At 42.3% G+C, this 11988-nt stretch carries 13 protein-coding genes, 1 tRNA gene and 3 pseudogenes; 4 read left to right on the top strand and 13 right to left on the bottom strand.

Annotated features, from left to right (window positions below; translation table 11 throughout):
- Window positions 1-102, top strand: a pseudogene (locus O9332_RS14235) (IS200/IS605 family transposase); the annotation flags it as partial.
- Between the two features lie 283 nt (window positions 103-385).
- Here the strand turns inward: O9332_RS14235 and O9332_RS28090 are convergent.
- The 3 genes and pseudogenes from O9332_RS28090 to O9332_RS14225 form a co-directional block, all read right to left on the bottom strand.
- Window positions 386-439 (bottom strand): annotated as a pseudogene (locus O9332_RS28090) (4-Cys prefix domain-containing protein); the annotation flags it as partial.
- A gap of 198 nt (window positions 440-637) precedes the next feature.
- A complete protein-coding gene (locus tag O9332_RS14230; protein ID WP_288026098.1) occupies window positions 638-958 on the bottom strand; it encodes a hypothetical protein in 321 nt (106 codons plus the stop codon).
- An 11-nt stretch (window positions 959-969) separates the two neighbouring features.
- A complete protein-coding gene (locus O9332_RS14225) occupies window positions 970-1092 on the bottom strand; it encodes a hypothetical protein (protein ID WP_002762935.1) in 123 nt (40 codons plus the stop codon).
- Between the two features lie 152 nt (window positions 1093-1244).
- Here O9332_RS14225 and O9332_RS14220 point away from each other — a divergent pair, with 152 nt between their 5' ends.
- A complete protein-coding gene (locus O9332_RS14220; protein WP_002762940.1) occupies window positions 1245-1460 on the top strand; it encodes a hypothetical protein in 216 nt (71 codons plus the stop codon).
- Window positions 1461-1536: 76 nt separating this feature from the next.
- Here the strand turns inward: O9332_RS14220 and O9332_RS14215 are convergent, their stop codons facing one another.
- The 3 genes from O9332_RS14215 to O9332_RS14205 form a co-directional block, all read right to left on the bottom strand.
- Window positions 1537-2961: an AAA-like domain-containing protein gene (locus O9332_RS14215; protein ID WP_002762942.1), complete on the bottom strand. Its 1425-nt coding sequence runs from the start codon at window positions 2959-2961 to the stop codon at window positions 1537-1539.
- A gap of 189 nt (window positions 2962-3150) precedes the next feature.
- Window positions 3151-3498, bottom strand: a complete 348-nt coding sequence (locus O9332_RS14210) for a YkgJ family cysteine cluster protein (RefSeq protein ID WP_002762944.1) — start codon at window positions 3496-3498, stop codon at window positions 3151-3153.
- A gap of 157 nt (window positions 3499-3655) precedes the next feature.
- Window positions 3656-3727, bottom strand: a tRNA-Val gene (locus O9332_RS14205).
- Between the two features lie 81 nt (window positions 3728-3808).
- Between O9332_RS14205 and O9332_RS14200 the strand changes: the two genes are divergently transcribed.
- Window positions 3809-4345, top strand: a complete 537-nt coding sequence (locus tag O9332_RS14200) for a metal-binding protein (RefSeq protein WP_002762946.1) — start codon at window positions 3809-3811, stop codon at window positions 4343-4345.
- A gap of 225 nt (window positions 4346-4570) precedes the next feature.
- On the opposite strand, the gene O9332_RS14195 is transcribed toward O9332_RS14200, so the two are convergent.
- The 5 genes from O9332_RS14195 to pipX form a co-directional block, all read right to left on the bottom strand.
- Window positions 4571-6091: an ArnT family glycosyltransferase gene (locus O9332_RS14195; protein ID WP_288026094.1), complete on the bottom strand. Its 1521-nt coding sequence runs from the start codon at window positions 6089-6091 to the stop codon at window positions 4571-4573.
- 238 nt (window positions 6092-6329) lie between these two features.
- A complete protein-coding gene (gene proC, locus O9332_RS14190) occupies window positions 6330-7142 on the bottom strand; it encodes a pyrroline-5-carboxylate reductase (protein WP_002762951.1) in 813 nt (270 codons plus the stop codon).
- Window positions 7143-7267: 125 nt separating this feature from the next.
- Window positions 7268-7840, bottom strand: coding sequence for a cell division protein SepF (locus tag O9332_RS14185; protein ID WP_002762952.1), 573 nt, complete (start codon window positions 7838-7840; stop codon window positions 7268-7270).
- 320 nt (window positions 7841-8160) lie between these two features.
- Entirely contained in the window at window positions 8161-8820 is a 660-nt protein-coding gene (locus O9332_RS14180) for a YggS family pyridoxal phosphate-dependent enzyme (RefSeq protein WP_002762954.1), read from the bottom strand.
- A gap of 3 nt (window positions 8821-8823) precedes the next feature.
- Window positions 8824-9096, bottom strand: coding sequence for a transcriptional coactivator PipX (gene pipX / locus O9332_RS14175; RefSeq protein WP_002733869.1), 273 nt, complete (start codon window positions 9094-9096; stop codon window positions 8824-8826).
- Window positions 9097-9604: 508 nt separating this feature from the next.
- On the opposite strand from pipX, the gene O9332_RS14170 reads away from it, so the two are divergent.
- Window positions 9605-11146 carry an NAD(P)H-quinone oxidoreductase subunit N gene (locus O9332_RS14170; protein WP_002762955.1) on the top strand — a complete coding sequence of 514 codons (1542 nt, stop codon included), beginning with the start codon at window positions 9605-9607 and terminating at the stop codon, window positions 11144-11146.
- A gap of 104 nt (window positions 11147-11250) precedes the next feature.
- On the opposite strand, the gene O9332_RS14165 is transcribed toward O9332_RS14170, so the two are convergent.
- Together O9332_RS14165 and O9332_RS14160 are read right to left on the bottom strand one after the other, a co-directional pair.
- Window positions 11251-11502: a hypothetical protein gene (locus tag O9332_RS14165; RefSeq protein WP_288026089.1), complete on the bottom strand. Its 252-nt coding sequence runs from the start codon at window positions 11500-11502 to the stop codon at window positions 11251-11253.
- Between the two features lie 190 nt (window positions 11503-11692).
- A pseudogene (locus O9332_RS14160) lies at window positions 11693-11815 on the bottom strand (PEP-CTERM sorting domain-containing protein); the annotation flags it as partial.
- Window positions 11816-11988: the final 173 nt, after the last annotated feature.

Raw genomic sequence — 11988 nt, 5'->3', positions numbered from 1 at the left:
GTAGGAAAGCATGGGGATGAAGGTATGATAGCGAGATATGTAAAAGAACAAGATAAAGAATACCTGCAGCTACACCAAAATCTACAATTGAGTCTATTTTGATTCTGATACCCCGTCCGCTTGCGGCGGGGTAGTTCATTTCGTCTAATTTTTCCGCTTCTCTTTGAAATAACTCCTTAGACTTCTCCAGAGCAGCTCCCTGCATTTGAGCAATAAATTTTTTAATAACCCGGGGTTTGCGATTAAAATTCAAGTCCTTAGCTTGATAAGTTCTACCGAATGCGCCTTCGCCTAATACTCCGACAATGAGATAACGGCTATGAAAAGAATATGATTGGCTAGTTTGGCTTAAATTTCCGCCACATCCTTGACAATAGCTATAATGAGTCGGATTTTGAGGATGGGAACATTCGGGATTGAGACAGTAGAGGATACTCATAAATCATCTGGAGAAATTTGATTAAGTACCTAAAAAAAATTGATGATCTCATTGAGAGAAGATGTGTAGGCTCCCTTAGACGGTTACAAATCCCGTCAAAAAACCAAAATTAATAATCCGCCGTAACGCACCAATTCTATCATTAATTCTACCTGAATATCAAACAGGAACCAGAAGCCTGTTCCCCGGCAGTGGGAGTTAGGGGTTGCTAACAGGGGGAACAGTGATGACAAAGCGGATAACAGTTCCGATAACTGCTGTTGCCAAGATGGTGATTAATGCCCAAATTTGGGCTTTCTGGGAACCTTTAATCTCTTTTAGATCACCTTGTAAGGTGTTGAATTCTCCCTGTAATGCCTTGAGATATCCCTTGACTTCGGCCTCGAATCTGACTTGAACAATCCTGATCTCTGTGACATCTTTCTGGAGCGCGTCTAGCTTCTGATTGGTCTCTTTAAGATTCTGATTAATCTGGTCTAGGATTTTTCCTAAATCGGTTTCGATGGTGGGGCCGCTCATGGGTTAGACTCCTAATTAAGTGGTGCTGTTGTTTCTGACTTAGATTTCAGTGTTTGAACAAATTGTAAAACTTTTTGTTGCTTTTCCGGTGTCAGTTCTCGCCATTGTTTAAGTATTTCTTCTTCTTTACCCATAAATACCTCGCTCTTCAATTATGAATTGTTTGGTTTTGAGCAAGGCTCATTAATAAAAACCACTCCAGACACAGAGGAAATAAAGATCATATCATTTTGGGTTTGCGGTGGACGTTGTAGAATAGAGAAAACCTACTACGCTGATAGATACCATGCCCTCTCCTGCTATTACCACGATCATCAAGATGGTTGAGTCTCTGCCTGATGAGCTTCAAGAGCAGTTAGTAGAGTACGTTCGAGCTTATATTGCAGAAATTGAAGAAGAAAAACGATGGGATCAGTCGTTTAAACAGACGAAGAATAATCTAGTCGCAGCAGCACGGAAAGCCAAAGAAGAGATTGCAGCAGGATTGTCCGCACCGAGTTGATTTTCCTTGAGGATGTTTATGGTGATAACTTTAGCACTCCTAGCCTGTGTTAGCCGAGCGCCTAACGGACTATAAATTACATAGCATAGCGACTTTTTTCGGAAGTATCAAAGCGAGCAAGCGTAATTTTTTTGGCGAGGATAGAAGTTTTTCGAGGCAAAAAAACAGAACGTTGCCGGAAATATTCGCCAAAATATTGACGGTAGAGAGGACAACTGACTCGGCAAAACTTACCTTGTCGGTGAATTAGTCCGAGACTTTCTAGGTGAAAAGCTGCCATTAAATCAATTTCTATGTCTTTTTCCGCCATCACCACCTTAGCAAAGATAGCCGCTAAATTGCCCTTTAAGTATTGCAGATGCCAAAGTAAACGTTTAAGATGGCCTGCAAAAATATTATTTTCCTCGCCGATAGAAGTAGCCAAAATGCTTTCTAGGCTACAATTACCCCGAGCAAGATGATAGCAAGCAAGACGAATTAAATAGGGATTACCCCCTAGAAATATCCGTAATTTTTCGCAGTCAAAATTCTGATCTAATCCCTGTCTTTGACTTAATTCTCGTACTTGTGCGCTGGTAAAATTAGGCAATTCGATCGGTAAACCAAGACTAAAAGGAGATTGATAGATATCTGAGGTTTTATCAAGCTCCTGTGCAGGGGAATAGGCAACAATTAAACGTAATTTTTGCCAGAGAGGTTTGTTTTTGCCTTCCTCGTGCCAGAGGTGCAGAATACTAAAAAATTCTTCCCTTAGCTCTGGATAGGGTAAAAGATATTCAAGATCATCAAAGGCAAGCACTAAAGGGCGATCAAGATGGGAGAGAATATGCTTTTCTATATAGATTTTACAGTTAATTTTACCCCCTAAGAATTCATCCCAATCCTCTGGGAGATGATTGTCTAAATCTAACTGACGACTAATACTAACACAAAGCCAACGCAGCCAGTGATTTAAATCTTGAAAAATTGAGCTTTCTGCTAACCGAAAACTGAAATAAAGTGTATGGTATTGCTGTTGTTGAGCATAATTAATAATTCTAGTCATCAGGGAAGTTTTTCCCATTTTTCTGGCCGCGTTAATCCGGATAAGACTACCCCCGCGCAATATCTCTTGATAACAAGTCTGTTCTAGATTGTTTCTGTGAATATAAAAGGGGGAATTGAGGGGGACTTGTCCCTCTGGTAACTCAGGCAATAGTTGAGGATTAATACTATTAGTTTCTGGTAGGTTAGGACGATAATAATCGCTATTTTCTAAAGTTAAATTAAAAGCTTGAAAACAATGTTTCAGGGTTTGTTTATCCACTCCCGATTCACAAGCAAATACCTTCATCAGAGTATCTACCCCTAAAAGAGTTTTCTCGCTGAGGACTTCTAGGGTGAAGCGATGACCGCGATTATCCCGATATTCCGCTTCTTGTTTGGCAGTAAGTAATTTTTCTAGTCCCGTGGGGGTGAGGATAACCCCGCGTCTGCGGCGCTGTTTTTCTGGTTTTTTCATGATAGTTTTTCCCTGTCCTGGACTCAAACTCTGCACCCCTAGAGGTTTTGAGTTTCCTATAGACTTATCCTCAACAGGGAAACAATCAATTCCGTAATTTTACTGGTTTAGCGATGGAGAGGATCGGGACAATAACCAGACCACTTATTTTCTTCCCCATCTGAGTTATTTCTGGGATAGGGGTAAATCTTAGCCTACTTGCTGACGATAGCTATTCATTTCTAGGCTATCTTCCCCATAAAGATCCTCAATGTGTTGATGACAGCAATCGATCGCAAATTGCTCAAATTCTCCCGGTTCAATTTGATACATTTTGGCAAAAATATCGGGTTGAACACGACAAAATTCTGGTCTCTGGTCATAAATGGTACAGAGACGGGTTTGGCGATCGAAGTTTATACACCAACCTTCTTCCCCCACCATGCTGAGATATTGACTTAATTGTGCGGGAGTCAGATATTCTTCTAAGTCAGGACGCTCATCGGGATTTAGTTGACAACAAGCTCCACAATTTTTAATACATTTCCAATTGGCCATATAACCAGTGTGCCGCGATGAATTAATCCTAGTACCTACTGACTAGCTTACTAGCAAATAGTCGCAATTTTGCCTTCCAGCAGCAATTCCCCTCAATAGTTTTAATCTAAACCGGCGATCAGGAGTGAGAGCTTGACTAGGCAAGGATCGAATAAAATGGGCGTTGTAAGGGTCGAACTTACGGCATCCTGCTTGTAAGGCAGGCGCTCTACCACTGAGCTAAACGCCCGAATCAATTTCGTACTTTCTCAGTATAACATATATTTTCAAAAAAGTATATTATTTTTTTGAGCGAGTTAATTTTTTTCCGATGCCCTCTGGTCGAACTCACGATCGCATTACCCTAATTCTGTTGCCACCGATTGCGGGGGCGAGTTTTTTGGTCAGTGGCAGTGGTAAATTAACCCTGTTACTCTTGGCCAGTTATTTGTTTAGCGGATTCCTGTTTGGACCAGATCTGGACATCCACTCGGTACAATACAAACGTTGGGGTTATCTGCGCTGGTTGTGGCTACCCTATCGTTCTATGATCCGTCATCGCGGTTGGTTATCCCACGGTTTATTGATCGGCACAATTTTTCGGTTATTTTACTTCGGTAGTTTTCTTTTACTAGCGGCGATCATCATCATTCCCATCCTGCAAAGTTTCTGGGGTATAGACTGGGATTGGCGACTGTGGCCGCAGCAAGCGATCGCATTATGGCAACAGTATCCCCGGGTAGCGATCGCTATTTTCCTGGGTTTAGAATTAGGGGCGATGAGTCATAGTTGTAGTGATTGGATCGGATCGGCCTATAAACGTTCTCGAAAAGTGGCTCAAAAACCGGTAAAAAAGAAAAAACGTTAATAGTCCCCGTCCACAATTTCTCATTAGGGTTTGCGGCAAAAAGTTGTTCGTGGGGGCAGGGTGTGGGGTGTAGGGTTTTAGCGATTTTGAGGTGGTCAATTAGCTAATTTTCAGGGAAAAAGTGCCTAAATTTTCCCCCCGATCACTCCCAGGCCCGGAACTTTTTGATTTCAAAAAAGCCTAAAGATATTATCCAACAAGGTTTTTAGATTTATTCAGCAAGCCCTAATTAACCTTACTTTGATATTCTTGCCAAGTTTTCGGACTGATAAAGAGAGTTCCTTTTTCTTGCTGATCGGGAAACTGGATATAATTTTTCTCTAAATAATCCTTGAGTTTTGGTGATTGCAGAAATTCCTTTTCAAATCGATAGAGAAAAACCAAATCGGGCTGTCTTTTTTCAATAACTTCTAGGATAAAATCCCCATCAAGATTCTGATTCATAAATCTCTTTCTGGTGATGACAGCAGTTTCTGGGGGTGTTTTCAAGAAATATTGATACATATAGTGAGGATTGTCGGTTAACAGAAGTTTATCGGAGTTTTTAAATTTTTCAAACACAGCTTCTGCTAAAAGAGGTTTATACCTTTTATTAAATTGAACGTAGGCATTAATTGCAGGATCACGATTGGTGATTATTCTCAAGGTATTAAAGAGAAATTGACCAGACAGGGGGATAAAAATCAGCATTTTGAGAACTAATTCCTGGGTTATTTTTCGATTTTGCCTAAATTCTGCGAGACTATCATTAATTTTAAACTGTTCGACAAATAAGGCAATTATCCAAACGGCAGGAATAATTAAATGGATATAATAATAAGGCCAAATTGGGGCGACTGTGGCGAATCTAAATAGATTAGAACCCAACCAGATCAAGGGCGGTAAAAGTGGTATTATATTGCGAGTAAAAACCATCGCTATAATAGCGATCGCTGTCACGATTAGATAAATTGGTTCGTGCTGTAGGGCGCTTTGTAAGAGAGTCCATAAGGTGAGATTTTCTTGAGTAAAACTAGAGGCAACGCTGACATGAGATTTAATAATATTTTCGTAGGAAAAAGGAAAAATAGTCAGGGAACCCAAGACAAAGACTAAAACGACAGCGACTGACCAAATAACAATATCAATGATTCTTTTAATAAAGCTACTTTGTTGATTGAGAAAAATAATTAAAGCTACAGTTGGGATAATAGTAATGCCTGAAAGTTTAATTTGCAGGGAAAAAACGAAAGCAATGGCACTGAGTAAATACAGTCCATACTTAAGCTTACCCGTGAATTGAACGGCTTTAAAGATGATAAAAATACTTAAGATTGTAAAAAAAAGTGAGGGTAACTCCCGCAACATTGTCGTTGATAGGGTAATATACACTAGACAGGTTGAGAGAATAAATACCGATAAACAAGAAGCTAATATTCCGCAATTAACTCTCAGAATTAGATAAAAAATTCCTAACATAATTGTGGACAAAGAAAGCACCATAAGGCGCGCGGCATGGATAGTAAATCCTGTCACGCTTAACCAACTATTTAGTAAAAGAGATAAACCCGATAAATGATCGTGCCAAACTTGTTCGTAGAGACGATAACCTTGTTTAGTGACGTAGGCAAGTACCAGGGCCACCGCTTCATCAAAATTAAGGATATAGGGATAATGAAGCGGGACTTTCCAGAAAACAATCCCCAGAAAAAAAACAGCAATGGCAATTAATGCCATTAAATCAAAACGATTAGATTTCTTATTCATAACTTTTTCTGGACAAGAATTGCTGCGTATCTTATCACAGATCGAGACATCAGTTAAGTAGCTGGTTATAATTAAATTAAAAATGGATTGTAGGGGCGAGCCCCCCGGCCCCCCTTGAGAAGGGGGGTGCCGATCCCCCCTTAGTCCCCCCTTAGTCCCCCCTTAATCCCCCCTTGATAAGGGGGGTGTCTGATAATTTTTAACGCCTACCTACTTATGGTTAAAAAAGATACAAAGATTACTTTTCAGAACTACGCCCTAAATCTTTAGATCTATGATAGGCCGCCACTACTGCCTCGATAATTGTCGATCGAAAAGAGCCTTTTTCTAATTGTCTCACTCCGGCAATCGTAGTTCCTCCGGGGCTAGTGACGCGATCCTTTAATTCCCCAGGATGTATGGCCGATTCTTTTAATAGGGTTGCCGTCCCTAAAACTGTTTCTATGGCCAATTGAGATGCGATTGATCGCGGTAATCCGGCCGCCACACCACCATCGCTTAAAGCTTCCACCATCAAGGCCACAAATGCCGGGCCCGATCCCGATAATCCCGTTACCGCGTCCATCAAAGCTTCGGGAACTTCCACCACCGAACCGACCGCAGCAAAAATATCTCTGGCTACGGCCAGATGTTCCGGTTCCGCATAACGACCAGGTGCGATTGCTGTAACCCCTTGTCCCACCGTGGCGGGGGTATTAGGCATCGTCCGGATGACGGGGCGATCGGGAAAGCCCATTTCTAGGCGATTGAGGGTAACTCCTGCTAAAATCGAGATAATCAAGGGTTTTTCGGGTATTCCCAGCAAACTATTCACTACTTGCTCTAAAATTTGCGGTTTTATCGCTAAGATTAACACCTCAGTTGCTCTAGCGGCTTCCCGGTTATCCTCACTGACTTGTACTCCGTAGGTATTAACCCAAAAGTTGCGCCGTTGGGATTGGGGTTCACTGACTAACACCGTTTCGGGACTATAAATATTTTTTTTTAATAAACGGCTGAGAATGGCCTCAGCCATCACGCCGCCGCCAATAATTCCTAAACGAATAGACACAGTATTATTAAAAGTAAAAAGTAAAAAAGAGAGATTTAGCTATCCTACCAAGAAAAAACGCATCCTCTCGATAAATCGATCGATTTCTAGCTTCGACAAACCTGACGAGAGGACTATGGCAGGATTCATTGAGCTAATCGACTGCTTTCGGCTCCCCAAGCAGGTGCGGAGGAAACGGGACGAGCCATTTTCGGGTTATCAGCGATATCGTGAATAGTTCCGGAAAGGGTGCTAACTTTAACGCAGCTGGGGGTAAATAGGAAAATACTCTCACCGATGCGTTCTTGATGACCATCAATTGCATAAGTGCCACCGGCGACAAAATCCACGGCTCTTTGTGCTTCTTCGGGATCCATGACGTTGAGATTTAAAACCACCGATTTGCGTTCTCTCAGGGTTTGGATAACTTGGGGCATTTCCTCGAAGGAATGGGGCTCGATCACGACTACTTCTGCATTATTGTTGTTAATACCTGGCATACCGATCACGTTGCTTCTGTTGAGTCCCATAGATGTGGCTGTACTGAGATTTAAAGGTTCGCGTTGACGACGATTGAGGGGATCTTCTTCTTCGTTTTGATCCCTATCTTGGGGGGAAGACTTTTCCCAGTTCATTTCTTCGTAGTCGGTTTCGTCTTCGTCTTCTGGTTGTTCGGAGATGCCGACAAAATCTTTGAGTTTGGTAAAAATGTTGTTCACAGTCTAAGTGTCCTTCAAAAGATTTTTTAGGTGGTCTTGGCTAGAGTCGGGGTTATTTTAGTGGCCTTTAACAACTTTTGTTCTCACTTGGTACAGGAGAACTATTTTGTTCAGGGTTCGTCATTCTAGTCGTCTGGAGGCAGCGGTTAGTTCCCTCTTTTCAGTTATCAGTTATCAGGGGATAGTTTTCAGGGATTGGGAAAAAGTCAATTCCTCATTTCTAACCACCGGTTTCTAGACTGAACGCTGTAATCTTAAGATATATTGTCACCGATTATTAAAATTACTAGGAGTTTTTTCTGTAAATTTACGGAGATGGTTCAGTAAATACGATCGCCGAAGATGCCAGTTCCCACCCGGATCAAAGTGGCTCCGGCCTTGATGGCGAGAGGATAATCGTTAGACATCCCCATGGATAGATGAGGCAGGCATAAACTAGAGCTATTCTCGATTATTTGGGCTAAATCGCTGGTTTTTTCAAAGGCGGCTAACTTTTCCCCAGCGGATAATCCTCGGGGCAGAATTGTCATCAAACCTTGAATTTTTAGCTGTTTACAGTTGACTAAATCGGGAATATCTGCTAGTAATTCGGCCTTGTCCCAACCGAACTTATCGGGATCGGGGACAACTTTCACCTGTAGCAAAACTTGGGGATTAATCTCTAATTCCGCCGCTAGGCGATCGAGTCTTTGGGCTAATTTTAAACTATCGAGGGAATGGATTAAATCAAAAGATTCTAGGACTTTGCGGGCTTTATTTGCCTGTAGATGCCCGATAAAGTGCCAAGAAATATCTGGCAGGTCTTTTAGTTCTTGCTGCTTCGAGATTGCTTCCTGTAGCTTACTTTCAGCAAAATCTCTCACTCCTGCTCGGTAAGCTTGACGGATATAATCGCTCGATACCTGTTTACTGACGGCAATCAGGCGCGTGGAGGGGGGTAGGGTAAGACGGATTGACTCGATACGACTAGCGATCGTCATGAACTAGACTGAAAAGGTTTGTTGATAAGTTTGGTTGAGACTGTTAAATTCTTGCACATTACTGCCCCGGCGCAAATTTCGCAGCCGGTTTTCCACTAAAAGACGAGCATCGGAACGACTAATCGGATCGAACGAGACTTTTTTTGGTCCCACCGTCACCAGAAAAAAAAGACGTTGGGCATAAAGAGTGGTGAATAATTCCCGATGTTCTTCTAATAGACACACTCTGTATAATAGACCGAAAGTAGGATGATTGAGATAGGTTTCGTTACTCATTCAAGCGATCGCTAAAGGAAAAGGATTGAGCGAACTAGAAAATTTTTCCACAAAAAAATCAAGCGGATGGCTCAAAAACAATTGATTTTTCGGGTGTTTCCCCTAGCCTGATTTTACCAGAATCCTTCAACGACAACTAACGATGCCAGTCTATGTCATGATTTCCTGAGTTTTCACTTTTTCCCTGTTAACTTGGATACATCTCGGTGACAAGTTGTCACCACCAGAAATTAGCTCGGCTGCAAAAATCAAAGATTTTCCCTTAGCTGAGGAGACTACGAGACAAGAGGATAAAAAAGACAATAGACAAGTATAATACCCATAAAAGCTAAGATTATCTCAAATTTATCTGGGTTTTTAGAAATTTTAACCCGATAGCGGCGATCGGTGAACTGAAAACTCACATCTGATCACTGATCACTGATAACTGATCACTGAATCGCTGATCAAATGCCCTAAGCTTGTATTAAGCCTTTTTTAACTTCAAATTCCTTTAACCTCAATCAATATGGATTTTTCTAGTCTTGTTGCCAGTCAGCTAAACGCCGGCGTTATCTGGCCCGAAGGAATCCTGATTATTACCCTGATGGTGATTTTAATCGGCGATTTAATCGTGGGACGGAGTGCCAGAAGTTGGCTGCCCTACGTTGCGATCGCTGGTCTGCTCGCTGCTGTGGTTGCTCTCTACTTTACCTGGGACAATCCGAAACCGGTGGCTTTTTTAGGGGCTTTTGAGGGCGATAATCTCAGTATCGTCTTTAGGGGGATTATTGCCCTTTCTACCGCCTCCACAGTGCTGATGTCGGTGCGTTATGTGGAACAAGCGGGAACCTCCCTAGCGGAATTTTTAGCCATTATGCTCACCGCGACCCTCGGGGGAATGTTCCTATCTGGCGCTAGTGAATTGGTGATGATCTTCATCTCCCTAGAAATGCTCAGTATTTCCTCCTATCTAATGACCGGTTACATGAAGCGGGATCCTCGATCGAACGAGGCCGCCTTAAAATACCTGTTAATTGGAGCTTCTAGTTCGGCGATTTTCCTCTATGGTGTTTCCCTTCTCTACGGTTTATCCGGAGGTGAAACCAGTTTAAGTGCCATTGCCCAAAAATTAACCGCTGTTAACGGTGGTCAGTCCTTGGCCTTAGCGATCGCATTAGTGTTTGTGATTGCCGGTATCGCCTTCAAAATTTCGGCGGTTCCCTTTCACCAATGGACCCCTGATGTGTACGAAGGTTCACCCACTCCCGTGGTGGCTTTCCTCTCGGTAGGTTCCAAAGCGGCCGGTTTTGCCCTAGCAATTCGCCTATTAGTGACGGTTTTCGGTCTAGTCAGCGAACAATGGCGGTTTATCTTTATCGCTCTAGCCATTTTGAGCATGATCCTGGGCAACGTGGTCGCCTTAGCCCAAACTAGCATGAAACGGATGTTAGCCTATTCCTCGATCGGTCAGGCGGGTTTTGTCATGATTGGTTTAACCGCCGGTACTGACGCGGGTTACTCTAGCATGATTTTCTATCTGTTAATTTACCTGTTCATGAACCTAGGGGCTTTTGCCTGTGTGATTCTCTTTGCTCTGAGAACCGGAACCGATCAGATCGCTGAGTATTCGGGACTCTACCAGAAAGATCCGCTCCTAACCCTCTGTTTAAGCATCTGTCTGCTCTCTTTGGGGGGAATTCCACCTCTAGCGGGCTTCTTTGGTAAGATTTATCTATTCTGGGCCGGTTGGCAAGCGGGACTTTATGCCCTCGTCCTCGTTGGTTTAGTCACCAGTGTGGCCTCGATTTACTACTATATCCGTGTGGTCAAAATGATGGTGGTCAAGGAACCCCAAGAGATGTCCGATGCGGTGAAAAATTACCCCGTTATCAATTGGACTCTTACCGGGATGCGTCCCCTACAGGTGGGTATTGTCCTCTCCCTAGTGGCGACTTCCCTGGCCGGTATCCTTTCCAATCCTCTCTTTACCCTAGCGACGGATTCCGTCACCACTACCCCCATCCTACAATCGGCGGCCCTGGCGACGCACATTTCCCGAGCGAATTGAGAATCTCTGTTGATTTATCGGCGTTGTCAGATCAGAATAACAACGCCTATTGTAGGGCTAATTCATGAATTAGCCCTACAGCTAATCCGTTTTTAGTAATGTGATTAACTCTCAATTGGTTCTAAAATAGACGCTAAAATATCTGGAGTTAATCCTTTAGCTTCTGCTTCATCACTAGCTTGATCCATAATTGGTGATAATCTTGCCGCTGCTTTTTGACGATATTTTTCTAATTCTAATTGAATAGTTTCAGTTAATTTGTTTTCTATGTTCGCTCGGTCATTGGGTTTAATTTTAGCGTAATATCTAGCAATTTCTAAAGGAACTTGAATAGTGATTTCTGTCTTGCTATTCATGGTAATTGATTGTTCTTTTTACTTTTAACAGACCTCTATTGTAGCACAAAATCACCATACTCATTGAATTTGACTCTATTGATGTAAAAGTTGCCATTGGATCAAAAAAATCAATGAATAGAAATATGGACTAAAAATAAACACCCCTCAACTGGCTAATTGAAGGGGCATTGTATTTTTAATGAGCAATTTAGCTTACTTTTGTGGTTTCTTTTTCGGCTGATTTGGATGGCTTTAGTTTGCGCTTGAGGGTTGAGGCTGCGCCGAGAGTACCAAGGGCGAGGAGGCTGAGGACTGTAGAGGGTTCAGGAATAGGCTTACATTGATCGAAAAGAATAGTTTTAGGGCTCTTCGGTTTGTGTTATGCAATGGAGGGGGGTTATAAGGGATGGAACCCTTATATAGAAAGGCATTTAGCGATTTTTGTCAATTGTTTTTTATCTAGAGCGAACTAATCAATTAAGTCTCTTGCCAGATAAGGATTTA

Origin of the sequence: Microcystis sp. LE19-10.1B (assembly GCF_027530565.1) — a bacterium.
Taxonomy (GTDB): Bacteria; Cyanobacteriota; Cyanobacteriia; order Cyanobacteriales; family Microcystaceae; genus Microcystis; species Microcystis aeruginosa.
The sequence above is the reverse complement of the archived record's forward strand: the minus strand, read 5'-3'. Positions and strand labels throughout refer to the sequence as shown.

Bases quoted from the DNA above. Each gene is read 5' to 3' on its own strand.
- O9332_RS14165 (WP_288026089.1), bottom strand. From the start codon at position 11,502: ATGAATAGCAAGACAGAAATCACTATTCAAGTTCCTTTAGAAATTGCT.
- O9332_RS14195 (WP_288026094.1), bottom strand. From the start codon at position 6,091: ATGAATAAGAAATCTAATCGTTTTGATTTAATGGCATTAATTGCCATT.
- O9332_RS14180 (WP_002762954.1), bottom strand. From the start codon at position 8,820: ATGACGATCGCTAGTCGTATCGAGTCAATCCGTCTTACCCTACCCCCC.
- pipX (WP_002733869.1), bottom strand. From the start codon at position 9,096: ATGAGTAACGAAACCTATCTCAATCATCCTACTTTCGGTCTATTATAC.
- O9332_RS14215 (WP_002762942.1), bottom strand. From the start codon at position 2,961: ATGAAAAAACCAGAAAAACAGCGCCGCAGACGCGGGGTTATCCTCACC.
- O9332_RS14225 (WP_002762935.1), bottom strand. From the start codon at position 1,092: ATGGGTAAAGAAGAAGAAATACTTAAACAATGGCGAGAACTGACACCG.
- O9332_RS14170 (WP_002762955.1), top strand. From the start codon at position 9,605: ATGGATTTTTCTAGTCTTGTTGCCAGTCAGCTAAACGCCGGCGTTATC.
- O9332_RS14200 (WP_002762946.1), top strand. From the start codon at position 3,809: ATGCCCTCTGGTCGAACTCACGATCGCATTACCCTAATTCTGTTGCCA.
- O9332_RS14230 (WP_288026098.1), bottom strand. From the start codon at position 958: ATGAGCGGCCCCACCATCGAAACCGATTTAGGAAAAATCCTAGACCAG.
- O9332_RS14210 (WP_002762944.1), bottom strand. From the start codon at position 3,498: ATGGCCAATTGGAAATGTATTAAAAATTGTGGAGCTTGTTGTCAACTA.
- O9332_RS14220 (WP_002762940.1), top strand. From the start codon at position 1,245: ATGCCCTCTCCTGCTATTACCACGATCATCAAGATGGTTGAGTCTCTG.